The organism is Oceanobacillus halophilus, assembly GCF_003628505.1.
Lineage (GTDB): Bacteria > Bacillota > Bacilli > Bacillales > Amphibacillaceae > Oceanobacillus > Oceanobacillus halophilus.
Genome location: NZ_RBZP01000025.1, coordinates 13,183 through 36,017 on the forward strand (window position 1 = coordinate 13,183; position 22,835 = coordinate 36,017).

At 38.8% G+C, this 22,835-nt stretch carries 20 protein-coding genes; 3 read left to right on the top strand and 17 right to left on the bottom strand.

The annotated features are described in order from the left end of the window. Window positions 1-15: 15 nt before the first annotated feature. From D8M06_RS17915 to D8M06_RS17950, 8 genes are all read right to left on the bottom strand, one after another. Window positions 16-1,680 carry a propanediol/glycerol family dehydratase large subunit gene (locus D8M06_RS17915; RefSeq protein ID WP_121205959.1) on the bottom strand — a complete coding sequence of 555 codons (1,665 nt, stop codon included), beginning with the start codon at window positions 1,678-1,680 and terminating at the stop codon, window positions 16-18. A 24-nt stretch (window positions 1,681-1,704) separates the two neighbouring features. Then, window positions 1,705-2,493 (bottom strand): propanediol utilization microcompartment protein PduB, encoded by a 789-nt coding sequence (pduB, locus tag D8M06_RS17920; protein ID WP_121205960.1) that lies wholly within the window; start codon window positions 2,491-2,493, stop codon window positions 1,705-1,707. 18 nt (window positions 2,494-2,511) lie between these two features. Then, window positions 2,512-2,799 (bottom strand): propanediol utilization microcompartment protein PduA, encoded by a 288-nt coding sequence (gene pduA, locus D8M06_RS17925; RefSeq protein ID WP_121205961.1) that lies wholly within the window; start codon window positions 2,797-2,799, stop codon window positions 2,512-2,514. 385 nt (window positions 2,800-3,184) lie between these two features. Then, a complete protein-coding gene (locus D8M06_RS17930) occupies window positions 3,185-4,249 on the bottom strand; it encodes a helix-turn-helix domain-containing protein (protein WP_121205962.1) in 1,065 nt (354 codons plus the stop codon). Between the two features lie 4 nt (window positions 4,250-4,253). Continuing rightward, the gene (locus tag D8M06_RS17935) at window positions 4,254-5,480 is read right to left on the bottom strand and encodes a sensor histidine kinase (RefSeq protein ID WP_241558991.1); all 1,227 of its coding nucleotides are present in this window, start codon (window positions 5,478-5,480) and stop codon (window positions 4,254-4,256) included. A gap of 368 nt (window positions 5,481-5,848) precedes the next feature. Then, window positions 5,849-6,943, bottom strand: a complete 1,095-nt coding sequence (locus tag D8M06_RS17940; protein WP_121205964.1) for a glycerol dehydrogenase — start codon at window positions 6,941-6,943, stop codon at window positions 5,849-5,851. Window positions 6,944-7,124: 181 nt separating this feature from the next. Next, window positions 7,125-7,673 carry a BMC domain-containing protein gene (locus tag D8M06_RS17945; RefSeq protein WP_121205965.1) on the bottom strand — a complete coding sequence of 183 codons (549 nt, stop codon included), beginning with the start codon at window positions 7,671-7,673 and terminating at the stop codon, window positions 7,125-7,127. Window position 7,674: 1 nt separating this feature from the next. Next, window positions 7,675-9,060, bottom strand: coding sequence for a 4Fe-4S dicluster domain-containing protein (locus D8M06_RS17950; RefSeq protein WP_206613299.1), 1,386 nt, complete (start codon window positions 9,058-9,060; stop codon window positions 7,675-7,677). A gap of 214 nt (window positions 9,061-9,274) precedes the next feature. Between D8M06_RS17950 and D8M06_RS17955 the strand changes: the two genes are divergently transcribed. Further along, window positions 9,275-11,329: an O-antigen ligase family protein gene (locus D8M06_RS17955; protein WP_158591824.1), complete on the top strand. Its 2,055-nt coding sequence runs from the start codon at window positions 9,275-9,277 to the stop codon at window positions 11,327-11,329. A 130-nt stretch (window positions 11,330-11,459) separates the two neighbouring features. Further along, window positions 11,460-13,136: a hypothetical protein gene (locus tag D8M06_RS17960; RefSeq protein ID WP_121205968.1), complete on the top strand. Its 1,677-nt coding sequence runs from the start codon at window positions 11,460-11,462 to the stop codon at window positions 13,134-13,136. 144 nt (window positions 13,137-13,280) lie between these two features. Here D8M06_RS17960 and D8M06_RS17965 read toward each other — a convergent pair whose 3' ends face one another. The 3 genes from D8M06_RS17965 to D8M06_RS17975 form a co-directional block, all read right to left on the bottom strand. After that, the gene (locus tag D8M06_RS17965) at window positions 13,281-14,003 is read right to left on the bottom strand and encodes a metallophosphoesterase family protein (RefSeq protein ID WP_121205969.1); all 723 of its coding nucleotides are present in this window, start codon (window positions 14,001-14,003) and stop codon (window positions 13,281-13,283) included. A gap of 77 nt (window positions 14,004-14,080) precedes the next feature. Then, window positions 14,081-14,806 carry a CBS domain-containing protein gene (locus D8M06_RS17970; protein ID WP_241558988.1) on the bottom strand — a complete coding sequence of 242 codons (726 nt, stop codon included), beginning with the start codon at window positions 14,804-14,806 and terminating at the stop codon, window positions 14,081-14,083. 254 nt (window positions 14,807-15,060) lie between these two features. Beyond that, a complete protein-coding gene (locus D8M06_RS17975; protein ID WP_121205970.1) occupies window positions 15,061-15,525 on the bottom strand; it encodes an OsmC family protein in 465 nt (154 codons plus the stop codon). Between the two features lie 345 nt (window positions 15,526-15,870). Between D8M06_RS17975 and D8M06_RS17980 the strand changes: the two genes are divergently transcribed. Beyond that, entirely contained in the window at window positions 15,871-17,379 is a 1,509-nt protein-coding gene (locus D8M06_RS17980) for a Na+/H+ antiporter NhaC family protein (protein WP_121205971.1), read from the top strand. A 34-nt stretch (window positions 17,380-17,413) separates the two neighbouring features. Here D8M06_RS17980 and D8M06_RS17985 read toward each other — a convergent pair whose 3' ends face one another. The 6 genes from D8M06_RS17985 to D8M06_RS18010 form a co-directional block, all read right to left on the bottom strand. Beyond that, the gene (locus tag D8M06_RS17985; RefSeq protein ID WP_121205972.1) at window positions 17,414-18,202 is read right to left on the bottom strand and encodes a transposase; all 789 of its coding nucleotides are present in this window, start codon (window positions 18,200-18,202) and stop codon (window positions 17,414-17,416) included. Window positions 18,203-18,588: 386 nt separating this feature from the next. After that, window positions 18,589-19,125: a coiled-coil domain-containing protein gene (locus D8M06_RS17990; RefSeq protein ID WP_121205973.1), complete on the bottom strand. Its 537-nt coding sequence runs from the start codon at window positions 19,123-19,125 to the stop codon at window positions 18,589-18,591. Window positions 19,126-19,437: 312 nt separating this feature from the next. Beyond that, complete coding sequence (locus D8M06_RS17995) at window positions 19,438-19,758, bottom strand: DUF4176 domain-containing protein (protein WP_121205974.1); 321 nt, start codon at window positions 19,756-19,758, stop codon at window positions 19,438-19,440. A 73-nt stretch (window positions 19,759-19,831) separates the two neighbouring features. After that, a complete protein-coding gene (locus tag D8M06_RS18000; protein ID WP_158591825.1) occupies window positions 19,832-20,464 on the bottom strand; it encodes a DUF443 family protein in 633 nt (210 codons plus the stop codon). Window positions 20,465-20,576: 112 nt separating this feature from the next. Beyond that, window positions 20,577-21,218 carry a DUF443 family protein gene (locus tag D8M06_RS18005; RefSeq protein ID WP_121205976.1) on the bottom strand — a complete coding sequence of 214 codons (642 nt, stop codon included), beginning with the start codon at window positions 21,216-21,218 and terminating at the stop codon, window positions 20,577-20,579. A 2-nt stretch (window positions 21,219-21,220) separates the two neighbouring features. Then, a complete protein-coding gene (locus D8M06_RS18010; protein ID WP_158591826.1) occupies window positions 21,221-22,798 on the bottom strand; it encodes a ribonuclease YeeF family protein in 1,578 nt (525 codons plus the stop codon). Window positions 22,799-22,835 lie beyond the last annotated feature (37 nt).

Sequence of the window (22,835 nt, forward strand, 5' to 3'; positions counted from 1 at the left end):
GTAGTATAAGAACCATTAATCAATATCTTCTGGATTTAGCGCAAGTGGAATGTTTTTGATTTCTTCCCAGCGTTCGTCACTTATCTTATAGCCTGTAGACGGGCCGTGATAGTCATTTAAATTATTAACGGCACTTACGATGTGAAAATCTTTATCTACTATTGCTGACGTATGCAAGTAGTCACCAGAAACACGTTGTTTCAGCATATTTAAGACATTTTGTGCAACATCGGTGAAACCATGTTTTTGTAATGCTTTAACTACATCTAATCCAGTAATATCACTGTTCATAATTTCTTCTGCCGCACGTAAATCCTCTACTACATGACGGTCTGGTACATCCTTGCTACCGTGTGCATATGTAGCTGCCTCTACTTCTTCATCAGTAACCTGTGGCAATCCAAGTTCTTCAAAAATCGCCTGAATGGCTTTTGCCGCCTTGTTACGTACAGCAATGGTATCTTCTTCGGAAACAGGTCGTAATCCTCCATCCACTTTGAGGTCACGTTGCAGTACATTATAGTCATCAAAATCCTCCGCATCGAAATTGGAACCAGCAAACATGTTGTCATAGTTTGGTGTTGCACTATATCCAGAGAAAATGAAATCTGTTCCAGGTAGCATTTGCATTAATGTACGTGCTGTTCTTCGAATATCAGAGTGGGAGAAGGTTTGGTCATTCCCGGAAGCAACTTCTAAATCAAGCATGGTCGTAATTAAATTTTCAGCTAGGACTCCACGAATGCCGGATGGAACTGCTCCTGGTACACCGATGCAACTAATGGATCCATTTTGCAGACCTTGTGATCCGGCACCTCTTGTGACAAAAATACAGCGGGCTTCGAGATACAGCATGGATTTTCCGTCAGCATACCCCATTTGTACTTCTGCACCAGATCCAGAAGTAAATCTCATCTTCATTCCTCGGGATGCATATGCCGATGCTAAAAATCCTTTCGACCAAGGTGTGTCATCTCCATCAACGAATACAGGTTCCGTACCATAAACAGAAACGGTTTCAGCATATAAGGAAAGACTCTTCATTCCTAATTGAAGTTCTGTTGACTCTTCCACAGAACATTGTGTAATAACGCCGCCACGTCCTGTTTGGGCACCAACTAATATGGCAAGTGCTGCAAGTGGAGCATAGCGAACAATTCCTAATGTTGTTTCCTGCTCGTCGAAACCACGAATGGCAGCTTCTGCAGCATCTGCAGCAATCAGAACTGGGTTATCTTTCACGTTGGTAACATGACATTGATTGGAAGGGGTCTTTCTTGCACGCATTTTCTGCAATGCCATCATCATTTCAACGACATTTAGCTTTTCTACTACTTCTACAATTTTTGCAGGAGTCATTGCTGTTGTTAGCGGTACAATTTTTTCTCTAGGGACGTTAATATCAACAAGCATTCTTGCTAATTCCAATGAATCCATGTTCATTACTTCTTCTGCATGGTCAAGATTGATTCCATAGTCAGCAATAAAACGGTCGATAAAATCGAATTCCTCTCGTTTTTTACCATCCAACTCGACAACTTTTCCATTTTCGATTTTTATACTTGGTTTTGGGTCATTCGGGCTTTCCATTGCAATAAAACCGACTTCAGGCCATTCTTTAACAAAACCGTCCTTATTAACTGGACGATCTGCTAAAACTTGAAAGCGCTTAGATTTCATGTCATATTCCTCCTATAAAATAAATTAGATATAAGGCGTCGTAGTCGAAACAGGCTCACTGCCCATTGCGCCTAATAGCTCCACTCCTACTTCCCTAGCAGCGATTAATGCTTGTCTAACCGCACCAGAATCTCCACAGAATGATAAAATCACTTCGTTCGTAAAACTCGTTCCTTGCGTAGGTGAACTATAACTGATGACATCGACATTTGCCGCTTTTACTGCCGTATCTGCAAGGACGACACCGATCGCTGCAGGAGCACCAACTACCAATCCAAAAGATTTTCCGACAGTTGCATTAAATGCTTTTTCACAGGCATAACTGGCTCTGGCCGTATACTGCAATTCGATATGACCTGCATCATTCCCGTAAACATCCCCAAAGGTTCTCTTTAATTCTTTTAAAGCAACCTCTACTGCTCTTCTAGCATCAGCCACATCTTCTGCACCGAAGATGATTAAACTTCCGTGTCCAGCTCCACCTTTCGTATCGCGAGGAAGTTCGATAGCTAGAATTTCTGTATTGGTAGCTTTAACTGCTTCATCTGCAGCCATAATCTGTGGTCCAGCACCAGTTCGACCACCGATTATACCAATAGAACGATACTTTTTATCTAAATTCATTGCTTCGTGCAGGGAATTGTCAACGTTTGCAATAACAAGCCCGATTGTATCCCCTTCACTCGTACCAACGAATTCTGTCAAACTCACTGTCTTATTCACGTCATTTCCTTCTTTTTTTACTTCCGTTGATTGATTTCCAACTTTTTTCATTACTTCGTTGATAATTGCGTCAATATTATGTTCGCTCATACTTTCCACCTCCTATTATTATTCCCCTTCATTCGTCTTCGGCAGGATAAGTTCTACTTCTGTATGTGGTCTAGGGATTACATGAGTGGATACAACTTCTCCAACCTTTTGCGCTGCTGCTACTCCAGCATCTGTAGCTGCTTTAACAGCACCGACATCTCCCCGAACCATAACCGTTACAAGTCCAGATCCAATTTTTTCATAGCCGACAAGTGCTACATTCGCCGCTTTTAACATCGCATCTGCCGCTTCAATTGAACCAACCAGACCTTTCGTTTCTACCATACCTAACGCTTCTTTAATCATGAAAAAAACCTCCTTGTATTAGATGATTGTGAGCAATAGAAGAAAAAATTGCTCTTGAAAAAAGTTTACTGGATACAAACGGTTAAATCTCGGTAGTTTATTGTCAGATTATGATAAAATCTACACTTAAAATCCAGCAGATGAGTGGGACTTTTTTGCACGAGATGGATAAAATTTTTACAGTTTATTAGCCGGTGGTAATTTTTTGTCCTTTAATCTACTCAGTCTCCATCAAGACATGGAGGGAAGAAGAGAATCATCATAAATAGTAGGAAAGAACATGAGAGGGACGAATGAAGTTGAAAGTGAGAACATAGGAAAATTCATTGCTCTGGAAATCTGTCAATATGGAACACAAAAATACCATCGCCCAGAAGCGATGGTATTATATGTACCAATTCATATGAATCTTATTATTGAATGCATTGGATAAATTAGGTTGTGCATTTCTGAATTGGTTACGGTATTCTGTCGGTGTTTGACCAACAGCTTTCTTAAAGACTTTGCTAAAATACGTATGTTCTTGAAAAGAAAGTTTCATCGCAATATTAACAACAGGAATATCGGTATTTTTTAAAAGCACTTTTGCGTGTTCTATTTTTCTATCTGTAACATAATTAACAAACGTTGTCTGTACTTCTCTTTTAAACAACCTGCTAACATAATGAGGACTTAAGTGGACAAATTCTGCGATATCTTCTAAACTAATGCCTTCCATATAATGCAATTCAATATAATTAAGAATCAGATTAATCTCCCTTTTGGAAGTGACAGGTTGCTTTTCAATGATAACTTGGAAAATATCTTTTAAGAAGTTCTCAAGCAGGATCCCTGCATTGTAAGTCGTTATTTCTTGCTCCCAATTCTGGTCAGGTATATATCTAAGCAAACCTTTGGCCTCACAAATGGCAAGCATACTTTCCATAATAATTTTCACAGCACTATGAAAGTTCTCTATTCCTCGATCCATCTTTAGTAATTGCTGGACTAATTGACTTAGCCAATCCCTTGATTCTCTATAATCTTCCATTTGGATGGCTTGAAGCAAGTGCTGCAACAATCCCCCTTTGGAGTATAATATCTCATCATGATTGATTTTATAAGAGGAGAGGATTGTTTGTATATATTTCTGGCGTATCGGCTTGGAAATAATCCCATCAATGGAATTATTACTTGAAGCGAATTCTGATTTGGTATGGATAGTCATTAGATAGATTCGTTGATTTGGATTATTTTCCTTTATTATTTTCGCCGCTTCTGATCCTCTTAGTTTTGGCAATCTTTCATCTATGAATATATAATCCGGATCAAGGTTTCTTGCTAAACTTACTGCTTCTTCTCCATTCACTGCTTCTCCAATAATAGCTGCTTCCATATCTATTTTATCTACTAATTTCTTAAATGCTTCTCTCTCCAAATATTCATCATCTACCAATAATATAGTTAGCATAGCATCAATTAGACTCCTTAGGTATCATTAAAATAACCGAAGTACCTTTGTGTATATAACTAGTTATCGTCATTTTGAAATCGTTTCCATAATGATGTTTTAAAATCAGCTTGATCGTAAATAAATCCATTCCTGTTGTCAGACTAGTTGAGTCATTCATTTTTTGAAACTGATCAAGTTGAATTTGTTCCAAGATCTTCGTTGGAATGCCAACTCCATTATCCATAATTTTTATAATGATATCTTCATCAACGACATCAGCCAATATGCGTAAAAATCCATTTCCATTCTTTGTTTCCAAGCCATGAATAAGTGCATTGTCCACAATTGATTGAAGGATAAGAGAAGGTATTTCTCTATCTAATACTTTTTGATCAATATCCAACTCATATTGAAATCTATCGCCAAATCGCAGCATTTGCAAATTAAGGTAACGTCTAATATGAGCTATTTCTTCTTCCATTTTAACCAATTGATTGGTCTGTTGAACTGTATATTGAAGAATATCCGAAATATCATATAATGTATCTGTCGTTTTTTCGGCATTTTCTAGAATAGAAAGTCTTGAGGCAGTATTTAATGAGTTTTGCAGAAAGTTGACATTGATGCGTGGCTGTAAAGCTGTTCGTTCTTTCTCCTCCAAGTCCCTCTCTAGATTCTTTTGTTCCTGCATTTGCTGCATTAATTTATTATTCTTTTCGTTTAGATTTTCCTGAATATATTTAATGATATCCTTTTCGATTAAAGTGCTAATAATTGATTCTAGTAACTTCGCACCTGCATCTACTTTTTCTAACGAAGTCACCGGGAGTTTGTTGTAGGCATCTGTTAATTTTTCGTTGTTTTCCCAATAGGTAATTTCAGTAATCATATGATCTATTTTCTTTAAATCAGTTTCATTGAGCTTCGCTTGTCCTGCAAGCACAGAGCCGATAAACTGTCCCTTTACTTTAATTGGTATGGCAAAATCAGCTAGCCCCGCATGACAGCGATAGATGTATGGTGAATCCTTGCGCGAAGCTTCTATTCCTCCATACGCATCACACCGATGACACCTATCCTCGTATGTTTTTGTCTTTCTAATTTCCATACAGAAAGACGTAAAATTACTATAACTTGTTACAGGAACTCCGCGGAAATCAACGGTAATGGCGGATAAGCCTGTCGCATTACTGAACTTATCCTGTATTTCCTGTAACCTCTTTGTATCAATTATTTGGCCAAGATTCATACTTTCCACCGCATTCACCTCTACGATCATTCACCATTTCATCGATTAATCATTAAACGGGCTTCACATGGTATTTAACTGTATTAAACGTTATACAATAAGAGGCTGGAGCAACATTAAAGTTAGAATACGAACCTTTTGTGTGCGATACTCAATCTGGAAAATAACCATTTTCCTTAGTTAGTGGTGAGCCTACAACGCGTGCAAATGCACTGTAGTCTCACCTTTATTATCGCTTCCAGATATGCTTTAACAGCACCCTAGCAATCTTAGAAAAATTATTTTTTTCAAGGAATCTAAGCATATTCCTACGCTAATCGTTGTTCGTATATTAACCACTTTTCCCTTTGTCCAGCCTCTTTATCCTCTTATAATAACTGACTGATTTGATCAACTGCGATAATCGCATCCGCAACATCTGTTGCCTTAATGTCAGCTGAAAGATTACTCATTGTTTCTCCATCTTGCGTGGAAGCAGCACCTACTTTTAGTAAATCTTCATAAGGCACTTTATCTAAATGCATTTCGTTTAATGTAATAGGTAAGTCTAATTCACGATAAAACTTCATGTATTTTAGAATTTCTTCTGTTGGTTGTTTTTCTAAAACTAATTGAACCAATGTACCATATGTTACCTTTTCCCCGTGTGTCAAGTGATGAATGTCGCCTTCTAGTACAGTAAATCCATTATGAATAGCGTGTGCGGCAGCTAATCCTCCGCTTTCAAATCCAATACCTGAAAGTAATGTATTCGCTTCCACAACTGCTTCTACTTGACTGGTAACAAGACCTTTTTGAACTGCTTTATATGCAGCTTTTCCATATTCAAAAAGAGTTTCTTCACATTTTTCAGCAATTGCTCTTGCTGCAATACTTGGTTTACCACCAGACATCGCATCACCATTACTCTTGTATGTAGCTCTAGCTTCAACCCATGTTGCCATTGCATCCGCAATACCTGATGCAAATAGTCGGGCAGGTGCATTAGCAACAACTCTTGTGTCAACTAGGACGAGGTCTGGATTTTTCTTATAAAATTTGTACGATTCAAAAACGCCATCATCACTGTAAATAACAGATAAAGCACTTGTTGGAGCATCAGTGGAAGCTGTACTAGGCGCGATAATTAAATCAGCATCTAATTCATCAGCAACAGCTTTTGCTGTATCAATGGTCTTACCGCCACCTAAACCAATGACAACATCCACTGAATGTGCTGCACCATCATCAGCAACACGTTTTACTTCATTCAAGGATGCTTCTCCATTAAATTCTATATAATGATATTCTAATTCTTCTTTCTTGAAGCTTTTTTCTATTACATCTTTTGTAAGATCCCATACAACACTATCTGATAAAACGAGTGGTTTACTTCCATAAGTTTTCACATGTTCCCCAATACCTTTTAAAGCATCTTTCCCTTGAACATACTTACTTGGTGATACAAAAACAATATTTGTCATCTAAAACTCACTCCTTAAATGTATGATAATTTAAATATATCACTTTTTGAAAAGTTTGTTAGTAAATTCACAAAACCTTCACTAATTTTCTTCGCGTAACGAAGGACGGGACGGAGGGACAGGTTCCTTGTCCCAAAAAGCGAAGCGCCGAGGGGGGACAAGGAACCTGTCCCCCCGTCCCCTAATACAATGTTGGGATGAGTTTGGGATATGGTGATGGGATTACTTCTGCATTGACTAACAAGCCTTTTTCTTTGGCAATGGCTTTTCCCGCATCGATACTTGCTTCTACTGCACCAACATCTCCGGTAAATGTAAAGAATGCCTTTCCACCAATTCCATTTCCCAGGCGAAGTTCTATGGCTTGGACATTGGCAGCCTTAAGAATTGCGTCCGCAGCTAAAATCATGGTTGCGATAGAAAAGGCCTCCATGATTCCGAGCGCTTGAATATCATCAGGCATGGTTGCTCCGCCGATTGCTGGGAAAACTTCTGGATTGACATTAGGAATGATCATGGAATCAACAAAATACTCTCCAGCCATCCGTTCTCCTACTCTTACCGAATCTTCTACTGCTGCAACTTCCCCGTGTATGATGGCAATATACTTGCCAGGGCAGCTCGAATTGGCTGTCACAATATCCACATCAGCTGCTTTTACCATCTGGTCAGCTGTGTAAATCCCTCGAGCAATACTAACAAATTCAACGACACCTATTGCTTTTGCCATCTTAGTCCCTCCTCACTGCGATAAAATCAGCATCTGTTTCGATTATTGTCCCTGAAATACTTGCGTGAATCGTAGCACCCAAACTATTATCTGGGATTTTTCCAATGATTTGACCTGCTTCTACCTTATCACCGACGGCTACAACCGGTATAGCTGGTGCTCCGACATGTTGCTTTTTGGCGATATAAACCGTAGTTGGGGTCACCTCCACTTCCGTCATTGGTGCGGGTTTATCAAACTCGGTCAATGCCAATCTAGCAATCAAACGCTTACTCGGCACCAATCGTGAAGTACGATTCTCTCGTACCTGGTACTCTGTTTTCTTTCGTTCATAACGCATTCCTGATTCAGCTAATTGTTGTTTCATATGTAGATTAGCATGAGCTGGATAAATCCCAATCGGGCATGAGAATAATTCACATAAATTACATTGACTGCAAAGGGAAGCAATCTTCTTTTCTTCTAAATTGTCCATTTGATAGTTTGTTACTCTCATAATCTTGTGTGGCTGCATATCATGTCCTAATAAATACCGAGGACACATGTCTGTACACAAACGGCACTGGGTACAGATCTTATTAATCCGCATCGTTTGGTCCATCGGTAACGATTTTCGTTGAATGATGGTATGCTGCTTGTTGAGAACGATGAATCCCTTGGTTGTTTTCGTCACATATCCCTGTAAATGGTCGAGGACACTTCCCATCAATGGTCCACCATCTACAACAGCATATTCATTAAAATCCTCTATCCCACTCTGCTTTAACACGTCCATAATCGGTGTCCCCACTGGAACTTTTAACGTTAAACGCTCTGGTACATCACCTGCAACGGTAATATATGTTTCTGTAACCGGCACCTTTTGGGAGGCATAATAAATATTTAAAGCGGTTTCAGAATTTATTACGACACAACCAACGTCAAGCGGAATGCCCGCCTCTGGAACAATTCTACCTGTTATATCATACACAAGAACTTGCTCATCCCCAGCAGGATAAACATCCTTTAGCTCTCTCACGTCCATGAAATCACTAACTTCTAGGGCTTGGATTCTCTTCTTTAAGATTGAAATTACTTCTCTATGTTTCTCTTTAATACCAATCAATGCTTTCCTGGCACCGACAAATCTTCCTGCCATTTCAAAACCTTTAATAATCTCATCCGGATATATCTCCATCAACTGCTGATCCACCCGTAACAACGGCTCACACTCCGCACCATTAAGAAGGATGTACTCTGCCTCAGCATCCAATTTCTTATACGTCGGAAAACCAGCACCACCAGCCCCAACAACCCCAGCATCTCTAACCATATCTAACAGATTCAATACTAATTCACTCCAATCTGGGACGGGGGGACAGGTTCCTTGTCCCAATTTAGGGGACAAGGAACCTGTCCCTCTGTCCCTCTATGGCATATACTTCTATTTTAGAACTAAATTGTAAGCGCTGTCCATATGACTTTGTGGATAATTTGTGAAAAGTTCGCAATGTTTCACCTTTACTGAAAGACTTTTTTATATGAAACATGTGGGACGAGGAACCTGTCCCTCTGTCCCATGTTATAATTATTTTTATCATCTTAGAGTCGGGGGTTGCTTCATGAATTGGTTTGTTTTTCTATTTTTATCTTTTATTTTTATTCTATCGCCTTATCAACGAGGGTTGTATTTTGATAAGGATTTCTACGGTATTCAGGTTCTCATTTTTGCGTTATTTGTTATGTTATTTATCACGTTGGTAATAAAAAAGGAAATACATACACTAAAGCCAATTTGGTTAGCTTGTCTGTTGCCATTTATGTTTCTACTCCCTTTGTTTGTCGCTGAAAATCAACAAGGGGCATGGGACTCTGTATTACGCTGGATGAGTTATACGGGCTTTTTCTTTCTGCTATATTGGTCCTCACTGCACGACCGACATATAAAGACACTGCTTCCAATTGTTTTCCAGTTCACAGGAATATGGATTGTGGGACATATGTTAGCAAATGAGCTTGGCTGGATGGAATTTCCTCATGCATTTATTTTCGATCGCTTTGCTGGGGTTTTCCAATATCCAAACACATTTGGTATGGTCATGATCGTTTTTTATGTCTTTTCACTAATGATGGTTTTAAAAGAAAAGTCGTCCTATCTTTTGCTGAGTATGTATTCTTTCCCTTTGATCCTGTTTTTAGTTGGCTTCTTTGAATCCTATTCAAGAGGAATGTATCTAGTCTTTCCATTAGCCTGGTTTGTTGGGCTTTTCATGCTCAAACCATCCCTACAAATGAAATATGTAACCTATACGATTCTCTCGATGATTGGTTCGTTATTCATGCTATTTTTCATACAAGATGCAGAATCCCTACCCATTGCTGCGACTCTAGTATTTTTAAGTATTCTGTTAACTGGTCTAATTCTATTTATAGAAAAAGGAAAACTTGGTAGAAAATTAACAACGACAATCGAACAGTTGAACCAGAAAAAACATTATCATCTTCTAGCTCCAATCATCATCGTTTTCCTGGCTGTTTTACTCCTTCTCGACTTTGGCTTTGAAGGGAAGGTATACCAAACACTGCCGGAATCAATGCAGGATCGACTATCGAGCATCAGTGAAAGCACGACTGCTAGAGAGCGTATAGTAATGATGGAAGATGCCATCGAGATGAGCAAAGATTCTCCCTTCATCGGGTTTGGTGGCAATGCTTGGGAGTCGCTTTATAAAAAGTACCAGCAGCTGCCATACCAGGCAAATAAAGTTCATAATGAGTATTTAGAATTTGTTATCGACATCGGCTGGATTGGCTTGCTTGTTTTCATCGCTGTTTTTGGCCTATTGTACTATCGAGTGATGAAGAATTATGTCGCCAATTCAGATAATACCATCTATATCGCCGTATTAACTGCCAGTTTAGTCATTTTCATACATAGTTTCATTGATTTTAATCTGTCCTATGGCACAATCTGGTTCTTTCTATTTTGGTTACTGGTGATGGGACTGACACCAGACGTAAAATCCAGAAAAACAAAACAGAAACTCCCTACTAAAAATGGCGTTTATACCTATGGCTTATATGCATTCTTTGTCATGTTGTTGGTTTCTGTTTTTTTCTCCTACCAATTTATGAAAGCAGAACAATTTTACCAAAAGGCCATGCATTCAGAGAATCTGCAAGCAAAAGAACATTTTTTAGAAAAAACGATGGAAAAGGCTCCCTATCGTGATACTTATTCATTCGCTTTAGGGGATGTCTATATTCAGCTTGCAGAGCATCATCAACAATCTGCATATCATCCGAAAGTAGTAGAAATCAGCACATATCTAGCACAGATGGAACCAAATAACTCGCTCGTCCTTTATAAATCTGGTGTGATGCTGGAGAGTATTGGAGAAACAGAAAAGGCCATAGCTAGATATCAAGCAGCGATTGCTGTTGATTCGTTTGATGCTAACATGGTAGAAACAGCGATTACTGCAATGGTTGACTTTGCTGAAAATAACATCACTTATGCGGAACAAGCGATTGAACTTTATAAAGAGCAGAAGAGTGTGTATCAAGATTTTCAGGATAATCCAATTGGAGCGGCGCATAATAGCAGAGGGTTTGAAATAACGGAGCAAACGAAACAAAAGATTTCCGAGGCGTATGAAATGCTGAGTCACAACTAAATCATTTCCAGTATTTGGTTGACGTGTTGGAGCAATTGAAAGATAATTAAACTAAGACTTTTTTACTAGGTATTAAGGTGGTGTTCCTTCAAACGTCACAGTTCCAAACACAAAAGGAGATGAATGCACCATGAAGGATTTCAATTATTCATTTATTAGTGGGTTAACAGCCTTTCTGCTAATTATCGCTCCCTTTGGCATTTTCATGACCGTTGCTGAAGGATCAGATGAAGAAAGTGTGCGAGAAGATGTCTATGATGACCCTGTTCGGGAAGAGGTGTACGGTCCTGATTCTGTAAGAGAGGATGTATATGGACCTGGACCTGAAGAGGAAAAAGACGAGGATGGTACCGAGCCGGAAGAGGATAGTGTACCAGAAGACGTTGATAGTGCGGTCATATCCGACGGAGAAGAATCCGTAACCGGAGATGTTTATTATGACTATTCATTTAACGAAGGAAATATCGAACCTTACATAAATAACGGGAATATTGTTGTCAATAATATGCATACTGCACTATTTCCTGCTAATCTATTACTCTCACGTGATATGAGTAGTAATCTAGTATTCCATCAATCTAATGCACAATTTACGGTTCATTTGAACGGTATGGAAGGTTTTCTGGTGAACGGTCATGATATTCAATTTTATTTAAGGGTATTTAGCAGCGATTTTATGGAGAATTCACTCACTCCTCTTTATTTGTTTGATATCTTAGATAAAACAAACGGGAAATACCTGGACCAGAGCAGCGGACCAATTACCATTACGTTCCAGATCAACCCAAATGATGTGGAAAATTGGGATAACATCGTGCTTCGTTATCTGGATATGGATGAAGAATGGGTGAATTATCCGAGTCAAAATCTAACATTTAATAAGCAGACTGGAGAAGTAAATGCGGTCGTATCTTACTTAGGTGCATTTGTCTTATCGGAAATAACGGAAGAGCCAAATGACTCTTCTGAAAAGGACACTGATACGGATGATCCTTCCGTCGTCGATGATGTTTATACCATTTGGGATCCTGGGGTAATTGATGGACTAACCGATAAAAATGGGAACATCCACATAAACAACGCATCCGGACTGATTCTATTTTCAGATGTATTAAAAGTGCTTGATAATGATCGATATATAATGTTAAGAAAAGATGGAGTCCTCTTGTCGATACCGATTAACGCTTTAAAGGAAATTGCCAATGGGCAGTTAACCCAGTTAGAAATGATCGATTATACAAATGGTTATCCAGATGCTTTAAGCAAGGTGTTTCATTTCAATCTGCTTCTCAACTTAGAAGAATATGAAAAAGACTTTCCATATCCATTTGAAATAACATTTACGGTCGACCCTGATCAAGTAAAGAGTTGGGATGACTTGGTTCTTCGGCAAATCGATGCCAATGGAAAGATAACAGATAGCAAAAAACAAATACTTCATATAGACAGAGAAACAGGAAAAATAGTTGTCGAAGTCTACCACTTTAGTACCTTTGGAATCTTTGAAATAGAAGGCAGTGGTGACCCAGAAACGAAGGCATCCGCTGAAAGCGACAAAAAAACAACTACCAACGATGAAAAAACCGATGCAAAATCAGATTCTGAATCTGATTCTAAGTCTGATTCCAAAACTAAATCAAAAGAAACCGAAGACAAAACAGATAAATCATCAACTAGCAAAAATATTAGTCAGTTTGGCGAAAAATTACCAGACACCGCCACAAACATGTTTACATTTATAGGAATCGGCCTCATCCTACTATTAACCGGATTCCTCCTATGGATCTGGACTAGAAAATCTGCTTAGGGACGGAGGGATAGGGACGGAGGGATAGGGACGGAGGGATAGGGACGGAGGGATAGGGACGGAGGGATAGGGACGGAGGGATAGGGACGGAGGGACAGGTTCCTTGTCCCAGGTGGGGACAAGGAACCTGTCCCCACTGTCCCCTTAAAGCATTCCTCTTTTTATAACCCCTGTCAGAAACTCCAAATTAGGATACCCAACATCTTTTAGTTGCTTTACTACTCGATCCACATCATACGGAACCCTCTGAATACCTACATTAAATTGCTGCTTGTCCCCTTCTGCAATTAAGTAAGACGCATAATTCAGTCCATCAAAAGGCAATCCGACACTGCCTAGATTTGCTACACATTTTCCTTTTATGTAACGCACATATGGTAAATGAATATGCCCATACAGAAAAATATCCGCTGTTTCATCTGTCATTAATTTGGTTGCTAGTTCTTCATCCGATACGCTTGGCTGAACTACATCAAAAAGACTGTTAGGCGTTGCGTGAAATGCTTGTATGTTTATATCATTTGTTAAGTTAGTGGTTATTGATGAAGGGAGATTTCGTAAATAATCAATATCTGTTTCCGTTAATTTTTCATACGTCCATTCCCTTTCCTCACGCATGGTCTTAAGAGCAGGATCTGGCACTTCGCCTTCCTGAATTCCTCGAACAACCCATTCATCGGCATTCCCTTTGACAACATCTGTATGTAATGATTGGACTAAATTAAGAGAACGTTTAGGTTCCGGCCCCCGAAAACAAAGATCACCAAGAACGACAACCTTATCCACGTTCTTCCTCTCCACATCCTCAAGAACCGATTCTAGCGCAACAGCATTTCCATGAACATCCGAAATAAAAGCAATTTTCATCGTAAACATAACCTCCTATGGGACGGGGGGACAGGTTCCTTGTCCCAGGGGGACGAGGAACCTGTCCCCCCGTCCCCCTAATCTGCAGTATAGTCAATTTCAATCAGGTCCCAGGCTGTCACTAAGCCTAAGGGTTTCTCATTGTTTTTTCCATTTCCTGTAATAATAACAGCTTCTAGTTTCACCTTATCCTTATGTTTATTCTCGTAAAGATCTTCCACGGAAAAGATATCAATGGATTTTGGTACATATTCGATTGGATGCTCTTTCACATCTGAGATAATATCTCTTACCTTAATATCCGTCAAATCAACCATTGTATTGATCACATTCTTGGACATCCAACTGACGATATCAACAGTTTTCAGCAGTCCAACACAATGCTTATTTTGATAAATAGGATATTGAGAATAGCCATGTTTTCTAATTTCCTGAATGACATCCAACATACTATCCTCACAGTCCAAAGTAACAACATTTCTGGTTGCAATGCTAAGAGCATAATTTGGCTTGTTAAACACACTAGAAATCTTTTCAATACGTTCCACTACATCAATGTGTGGCTCCGCAATATAATACCCCAATTCCCGTTTATCATGAACGAGCGAGTTTCGCAGTTTAGCATATTGTGTCAATTCATTGTAAAATTTCCCAATCATCTTATGCTTCCTCGCACCGATATTAAGGAGAACTTTAAATCGATCATCTTTTATTTTTATTATGGACCTCAATGAATCATGTATTTGATTAAAAGCTACCTCAAACCGCTCAGATAAATGGTAATCTTGTCTAACCATACTCATAAGATTCTGTCTTCTCCCCTTGTAACAATTTCTATTAACATTATACCATTAAAATGGGACGGAGGGACAGGTTCCTTGTCCCCGGGGGACGAGGAACCTGTCCCCGCGTCCCACCCGCTTCCCGTAAAAAAACAAATAGCATAACAAGTAGAATAATCTACTCGTCATGCCATCTTTCAACAACAATTTTTTTCTCTTAAGCACAGTACCTAATTTAGCAAAGTCTCCTGCCCTTTCCTCCAGAATCAAATCTATCAAACAAACTGCTCTTCAATTTTTTCTATAATAATGTCATTTCTTTTTACATTTACTGGGTTTGCGATGGTATCTTCTACTGGACATGTTCTTTCAATAAAGGAAACAAATTCATCGACTTTTTCCTTTGGCGCATCTGTCTTCATGTGAATATCGTAACGAATTTCACTATATCCGCGCCGTACGTCAGATTTATTCATAAATCCATCTGTATCAAGGTCACCCTCTATCTCTACCCAAAAATCATCAAACTTAATATCAAATTGATTTGCATAACAACGTGCGACAATCGCCTGACAAGCACCGAGTGCGGATAGTACCAGTTCCACTGGATTCATCCCCATGTCAGTACCTCCAAGGTTTTTCGGTTCATCAATCGTAATTTCAAATCCTCTGCTATTCGCCTTTACTTGCATTCCATCTTCTTGTAAATGTGCTGTTGCTTTAAACAAAGTTTTAGGCATTCTAATAACATCTCCTCTGTCATTTTGAAAAATTGATGATCACTTCCAAATTCAGTATACCATTATGACTACTAGATTAGGTGTATAAAATGTGAAATATTGAGCAATACTGTAGGGGGACATGGGGACAGGTTCCTCGTCCCCGCTCCCCACCATTCTACCCTGGGACAAGGAACCTGTCCCTCTGTCCCCATCATAATCTATAACACCTATGCATAGACTTACTATGAATCTAACTATCTAATTATTGCTATATAGTCGTTTCGTATTTGTCTGTTCGTGGTTGCGTCTAATCTATCATCTTACTTACCTATCCTATACAAAAATTAATAAGGAGGTACAAGCATGGAATTTTTATCTGTTATTCCACCGATTGTAGCTGTGGTATTGGCAATTTTAACGAAACGTGTGCTGTTGTCTTTATTTATTAGTATTTGGGTTGGGGGGATGATTGCTGCTGGTGGGAATCCGTTTGAAGCTGTTGGTGTAACCTTTACATGGATGAAAGATGTGATGATTGACCCTTGGAATGCTCGTTTCCTCGTTATGACGGCATTGCTCGGGACTGGTGCTGCTTTCATGTTTAAGACAGGTGGAGCGCAAGGATTAATCCGCGCATTAGAGAAAAAACTGAACACCAAGAAAAGGGTGCAATTGTTACCATATTTCTTGGGACTTATCATCTTTTTTAATGACTATGTAAACTCGGTTATAGTTGGAAACGCTTCCAAGGACATCACCGCAAAACACAAAGTTTCTAGGGAAAAACTATCCTACATTATCGATTCCACTTCCGCACCTATTGCTACAATTGGTCCAGTATCTGACTGGATTGGATTTCAGGTATCTCTAATCGCAGCATCATTTGCCAGTATCGGCATTATCGGACTGGAACCATACTTTACTTTCCTACAATCCATTCCATGGAACTTTTACGCAATTTTATGTCTTTTTGCTGTTCCAATGATTATTCTTGGAAAAGATTTCGGACCAATGGCTAAAGCGGAAAAACGTGCGCAAACAACCGGTAAGCTTATCCCAGATGGATCTGTCCCTCTTTCCTCTGTGGAAGATGACCTTGGTGAGCCACATAAGAAAGAAGGGAATGTTTGGAACTTTTTCTTGCCACTCGTAACCCTGATCTCCGTTAGCTTATGGGGACTATGGTATACAGGAGGAGGAGCCGAAGGGAAATCCATGATGGACGCACTTGCTGATACCGATGTGTCTATTGCCTTAACTTGGGGAGCATTCGCCATGACGTTGACCGGTTTAATTATGGCACTCATTCAAGGGATGAAACTACGGGAATGTGAAGAAACGTTGCTTGGAGGAGTTCGTACCATGCTGCCGGCATTGATCATCATTATTTTGGCATGGTCCATTGGTACGGTCACCTCAGAACTTGGAACGGCAGAATTCGTTGTGAATGCAACACAAGGTTGGATGACCGCAGCACTGCTCCCATTCCTTGTATTTATTATCGGAATGTTTATTTCCTTTGCAACAGGAACATCATGGGGAACCATGTCCATCCTTACACCAATCGCGATACCATTAGCTTATACATTCGGCGGAGAAGAACTTATCCCTATCATTGTGGGAGCTATTTTTGCAGGAGCCATTTTCGGTGACCATGTCTCACCAATCTCTGACACTACAGTCATGGCATCGATATTTTCCGGTTCCGATCACATAGCCCACGTCAATACACAAGCACCATACGCACTCGTACCAGCCAGTATTGCTGCAGTACTATACTTAACCTACTCCTTTATCGGCAGTGGATATGTCCTGTTAATCGCAGGGATTATCATTCAATTCTTTGTACTGCGGTATTTAGGAAACAGGTAGGGGGACACGGGGACAGGTTCCTTGTCCCCATCTCTTATTTCGGGACAAGGAACCTGTCCCTCCGTCCCACTCGGTGGATGACGCTCTTTGATACTCCGGTTATTCGTGCTATTTGTCTTAGTGATACACCTTCCAGTGCTGTGAGCCTGATTAAAATCTTATTTCTTTCTCGTTTGTCCAACTGTTGCAATGTATTCTTGTTTGGAATTCCTAGTTCATATAAATATTCCATCACTTCTCTATCCGACCTTCTTAAGATGACTGTATCCTCTAAACATTGATCATCATTAGTCTGTTGCGCATGTTCTGCATATAACTTAATCGCTTTCCGTCTGTCTGTAGAAAATAATTGCAGTGCAAAATCAATATCTACTATATTTGCTTGATGGATATACTCATAGAAACTGGTCCACTTGCTTTCAAATACACTCTTTGCCAACCCAGCTTTCATGGGATTTTGATGGATGTAACGTAGAACAGTCAAAAAGGAAATAGGATTTTCCACCACTTCCGCTTTAAACCTTTCTTGAAATAAATGTCCGGTGCGTTCATATTTCTGGTTATACCAATAGACATAACTTGAACTGATTCTCTTAATAGCTACGGATATACTTTCATCGGTCTCCTTCATTAACAAGTGCACATGATTATCCATCAGACAATAACTATAAATTTGGTAATTGCACACAGGTTTATATTTTAAGAGTGTTTCTAAAAACCTTCTCTTATCCACATCATCCTCGAAAATCGTTTGCCTATTAATTCCTCTTAGCATAATATGATAAATCCCACTGCGACTTTTCCTCCTAGGTTTTCTCGACATACACAATCACCTCAAGATTTTGATGATAAGCACATTTTATCTTAGACTCAGACAAGCGCTTCGGAAGGATTCCCCTATTAAGGTACAAGTTAATGGAATACTATTAGAATGTCAAAATGCTAAAAGGAAAAAACGTGATATATAAAGCTAACGATTTTTACTTTTGATATGGGAGAAATTCGTTTTCTGAGAATCTCACTCGACCAAAAATTAATTTTGGTATTTTTTTCGGGACGCGGGGACAGGTTCCTCGTCCCAACCTGCGTTCAGAATCCACTAAATCTTTCTATAAAAATGACAGCCTCCCACATTTTCGTACGGGAGGCTGTCATTTAAAACTATTTCTATCAAGGATGCAGTCTAAAGAAAGGATCTGTAACTTGGTCCTATTCTTCTACTGTTTTTTCAGTAGTAGCATTTTCAATTTTAATCTCTGATTCTGCTAATTGCTGCTCTGCATATTCACGAAGTGCTTTTACTTCATTATTTGCTTCTGTCAAATCATCTTCTAAGTGACTAATATAATCATCTTTTTCACCAATAGTCACTTGCAAGTCTGCAACTTGTTGCTCAAGGTCCGTTATTTCTGTATTCTTTTGTGCGATTTGTCCTTCTAGCAAATCGATTTTTGTATTTAAATCTGAAATCTGTTGATTTAGCGTAATTATTTCATTCTCATTGCCTTCGTTAGTTCCAAATAACTCATCATATAAAACATCTAAAGCTGATTTTTCGCTTTGTAATCGATCTAATTCTATTTGCAATGTTTTCTTTTCATTTATCAAATTATCAATATTTAACACAAATTCATCTATGACATCTTTCGTTGCATTTACATCTTGGGTCCCAGACCAAATAACTCCTGACATAACTAATCCAGACGCTAATGTAACTGGAACTAAAACTTTTGTTAATAATGACATCTTATCATTCCCCTGTTAGGTTATTATTTAAAACAAAAACAGGACTAACTACCTATATAATCATAGCTTTTTTACCGGAAAATACAACTGGTATATTATAGATAAATTACCAGGGACACGGGGACAGGTTCCTCGTCCCACACAGCGCTCTGTATCCATAAAACTTTCACAACAACAAAAAAAGCGCAGCGCCCTAAAATTTACCCTTAGGGGGCTGCACTTTTTTTATAAGTCTCTCATTCTACCAAACACACGAAACGTGCTTCATTCACATTCTTTAAGAAGAAACAAAATCTTCATTCACACTTCTAGTTAATTGGGACGAGGAACCTGTCCCTCTGTCCCCTTCACGATTCCTTTGGTGAAGGTTTCTTTGTTTTCTTCTTTCCAGTCTTGGAATAATTTTTGGAATCGGGCTTCTTCTGAGTCTTTGAATCCTTCGAAAACCACTTCATCAATATTTTCATGATTGAAGTAGAAGACATTATCAGGTACTAATCCCTGGGGATAGAAACATCCGGAATAATCAAACATCTTTTTCTCCCCATCCGCTTCGAGAATAGGACCTCGGTTTAAAATCATAAGTTTACTCGTTCCTTCTTTTAAATATACAATCGATCCAATTGGTAGCATAAACTTTTCCACTCCTAGAATTTAGTTTGTGATTAATCATCTTACTTAAACTTCTATTTTCTCAACCGTCCAACTATTTAACTTTGGTTTTTCCCACACTAATGGTTAATCCACTTCCTATGAATAAGAAAAACAAGAAAAATAGAGTGAGTGATAATATAATGACATTTCCATGCTCGATAAATGCTGCTATACCAAATATAATGAACGCTAAAAAAAACAAATAAAAGAATAAATACTGAAATAAATATTTGATAGATTTTGGTCTAATCCATAATTCAACTTCTTCTAATTGTTCTAACTCCACAACATTTTTCAAGTTTTTTTGATTGATATGACTGATATAAAAACGTAGCAGAATGGCTAAAATCAAAGAAAATACAAGAATAAAAATATTTGTACTGGTTGATGTCTGAATATCAAAGTAGCTTATTAAAGGAGATATTAAATTTGCTATAAGAATGGAAAGTCCCGCTCCCAGCACACTAAAATAACCTGTATTTGTCTGTTTTACTATAGGCGCCTTTAATTGTTCTACTATCTTTTCATCATTTATTTTGTAAACGGTATTTGGAAAAGTCCAAAAGGTAAAGGGAAATAAGATTTTGAAAAAGGACTTACCCATGTCAAGGATATATGTATTTCTATTTAGCTTAAGAATTCTATATCTTAGATTTTTATAAGCACCTTGAATTTCACATTCCATCACACATCCCCATTTCTGTAAAAAAGTGGGACACGGGGACAGGTTCCTTGTCCCGCCACCGCCACGTCTCCATCGCATCACACATTAATGAATAGGGATACTCCCCCACTCATCACTTAAACTTCGCCTTACTAGTTCCCTCCATCATGGTTGCACTATTTCCTATCGATAAAAATAGAGTACACATCATTACACCTAGTAATATCACCATGTTACCTAATTCTATAAATCCAACGATTGATAATACGAGAAAACCTAAAACAAAGAGATAATATAAGATAAAGCCAGTGAAATTCTTAAGGGAATTCGGTCTAATCTGTAACCTTCTAGTCTTCAATTCTTCCAGATTCACTATTTTATATAAATTTTTACGGTTTATTCCACTAATATAATACCGAAAGAACAAAACAATGCAGATAAAAAACAATACTATCAACATATTGGTCGTTGCAGAAGATGAAATATTTAAATAGTCCATAACAGGCCGTAATAGATTTGCTAGAAACACAGAAATCCCAGCGCCTAACAGACTATAGTAACCGGTTTTTGTTTGTTTTACTTTTGGTGTGTTTATTTGTTCCAATGTTTGTCTGTCGTCTACCTGATAAACCGTATGTGGAACGATCCAGCATGCAAAAGGAAAAAGCGCGTACCAAGGGGAGCGGTCCACATCCAGGATATAGCTTTCATTGTTTAACGTAAGCAGTTTATATCTCATTTTTTTATTGATAAATTGAATCTTGCAATCTTCCAAAATTATCCCCAACTCCAATTCATTGGATTAATGGCATCCAATCCACTTTGAATAGCCTCGCCTGCAGATTCTACCAAATCACTAGCTGTTTCCTTGACATTGTTTCCAAACTCATCTAGTTTTTGTCCGACATAGTCTAAACCATCTTGTAGTCCTAAAATATTATTATCATACATATAATTAAATCCGACTGTAAAAGTGGTACCTACAGCAATACCACCAAGCACAGCCCAACCAGCTGGATTAGAACCCAATAGTAATGCTGTTCCAGCCATACCTACTGCATTCCCACCAATACCAACTCCTAGCGCTGCCGTATTATGAGACACAGCTTCTCCAACAGTCTTATCTTTCTGCGCTATATCCTGATACATTCCAATTCCAAAACCAGCTGCCATAAATCCGCGGCCTAATACTTTTCCAGCTGTATTAACTGTTTTACCATTTTCAATAAACGCATTGGATATCCTTGACGTGCGTTGATTAACCATAACAAACGAATTCGCACCAGATGGCCCAGGAGTTCCAGTAAGAACATTAATCATTCCACCTAATTTCATGGTTCCTACTCCGACTTGCTCTAGTGTTGCACTAAACAAATTAACTCCCAGATCTCGGCCAATCTTCTCATTATTATCTTTCAAATAATCCATAAATCCTTCCGGTACGTCTTCTTCCAGTTCCTCCGCCGTTACATTTCCATTCATTTTTTCCAGGCTAGAAAAAATGGTATAGTAGTCACTTCGATCAATATTGCCATTTACCAAATCTTGATAGGCATGGTTTAAGATGACCTGCGATTCATCGCTTAATTCCTCAATCGATTGATTTTTCGCTTTTTCTATCGCATACAATGGCATCGTTTCAATAGATGTTTCACTCAACGTCACACCGTTATTATGGTTGCTATGATATATTCCATCAATTAAAGACCCGTAGGAATCCATGCCTTGAATGGCTGCCACATTAAAATTCTCAACAGACAAGTTCCCATCTTGAAATTTGGATTCCAAATCAGCCACATAATTTTTCATCGTATGTAAATCTGTCAGGGTTTCTTCTAGTAAAGAAGTTTCATAATGATCCAACGCATTTAGCTCTTCTACCGTGTCTTGTGATTTTTCTTTCCCACGCTGAATATTTCCAATTACTTCGGACTCATTGACTTGTCGTACAGAAACCAGGTCCTGCACACTGGCAATAATGCTATTCGCCTCTCCCGTTAGTTCCAAAGTCTTATTTTCAATCCTTCGTAATCCTTCCGTAACATTAGATTGTATAAATTCTTGACTCACAAACCCACTGCTGTCAGATTCATAGGAATGAATCGCTTCCTTCATTCCGGATAATATGTTTTGATAATTTACAAGTGATTGATAAAGGAAAATTAAAAAAGGCTGATGGCATTCCAGATAAAACGCGCGAATGGCTTCTCCGCCCTCTCCTTTGAGCGCATCATCCAACCCATGAAAATCCCGTACCGCCCGCTGAATAGCCGAGATTTGCTCATAAAATAAATCAATATCCGCAGTAGCCTGCTCAATCCCCCTTTGCAAACTACCCACATCCAAAACCTTCAAACACAGCACCCCCACAACCGGGACAGGGGGACAGGTT

Coding starts and splice junctions, on each gene's coding strand:
- pduA (WP_121205961.1), bottom strand. CDS start 2,799: ATGATTAAAGAAGCGTTAGGTATGGTAGAAACGAAAGGTCTGGTTGGT.
- D8M06_RS17980 (WP_121205971.1), top strand. CDS start 15,871: ATGGAATTTTTATCTGTTATTCCACCGATTGTAGCTGTGGTATTGGCA.
- D8M06_RS17960 (WP_121205968.1), top strand. CDS start 11,460: ATGAAGGATTTCAATTATTCATTTATTAGTGGGTTAACAGCCTTTCTG.
- D8M06_RS17970 (WP_241558988.1), bottom strand. CDS start 14,806: ATGAGTATGGTTAGACAAGATTACCATTTATCTGAGCGGTTTGAGGTA.
- D8M06_RS17965 (WP_121205969.1), bottom strand. CDS start 14,003: ATGAAAATTGCTTTTATTTCGGATGTTCATGGAAATGCTGTTGCGCTA.
- D8M06_RS17940 (WP_121205964.1), bottom strand. CDS start 6,943: ATGACAAATATTGTTTTTGTATCACCAAGTAAGTATGTTCAAGGGAAA.
- D8M06_RS17990 (WP_121205973.1), bottom strand. CDS start 19,125: ATGTCATTATTAACAAAAGTTTTAGTTCCAGTTACATTAGCGTCTGGA.
- D8M06_RS17935 (WP_241558991.1), bottom strand. CDS start 5,480: ATGAATCTTGGCCAAATAATTGATACAAAGAGGTTACAGGAAATACAG.
- D8M06_RS17930 (WP_121205962.1), bottom strand. CDS start 4,249: ATGCTAACTATATTATTGGTAGATGATGAATATTTGGAGAGAGAAGCA.
- D8M06_RS17985 (WP_121205972.1), bottom strand. CDS start 18,202: ATGTCGAGAAAACCTAGGAGGAAAAGTCGCAGTGGGATTTATCATATT.
- D8M06_RS17915 (WP_121205959.1), bottom strand. CDS start 1,680: ATGAAATCTAAGCGCTTTCAAGTTTTAGCAGATCGTCCAGTTAATAAG.
- D8M06_RS17975 (WP_121205970.1), bottom strand. CDS start 15,525: ATGCCTAAAACTTTGTTTAAAGCAACAGCACATTTACAAGAAGATGGA.
- pduB (WP_121205960.1), bottom strand. CDS start 2,493: ATGAGCGAACATAATATTGACGCAATTATCAACGAAGTAATGAAAAAA.
- D8M06_RS17955 (WP_158591824.1), top strand. CDS start 9,275: ATGAATTGGTTTGTTTTTCTATTTTTATCTTTTATTTTTATTCTATCG.
- D8M06_RS17945 (WP_121205965.1), bottom strand. CDS start 7,673: ATGGCAAAAGCAATAGGTGTCGTTGAATTTGTTAGTATTGCTCGAGGG.
- D8M06_RS18000 (WP_158591825.1), bottom strand. CDS start 20,464: ATGGAATGTGAAATTCAAGGTGCTTATAAAAATCTAAGATATAGAATT.
- D8M06_RS17995 (WP_121205974.1), bottom strand. CDS start 19,758: ATGCTACCAATTGGATCGATTGTATATTTAAAAGAAGGAACGAGTAAA.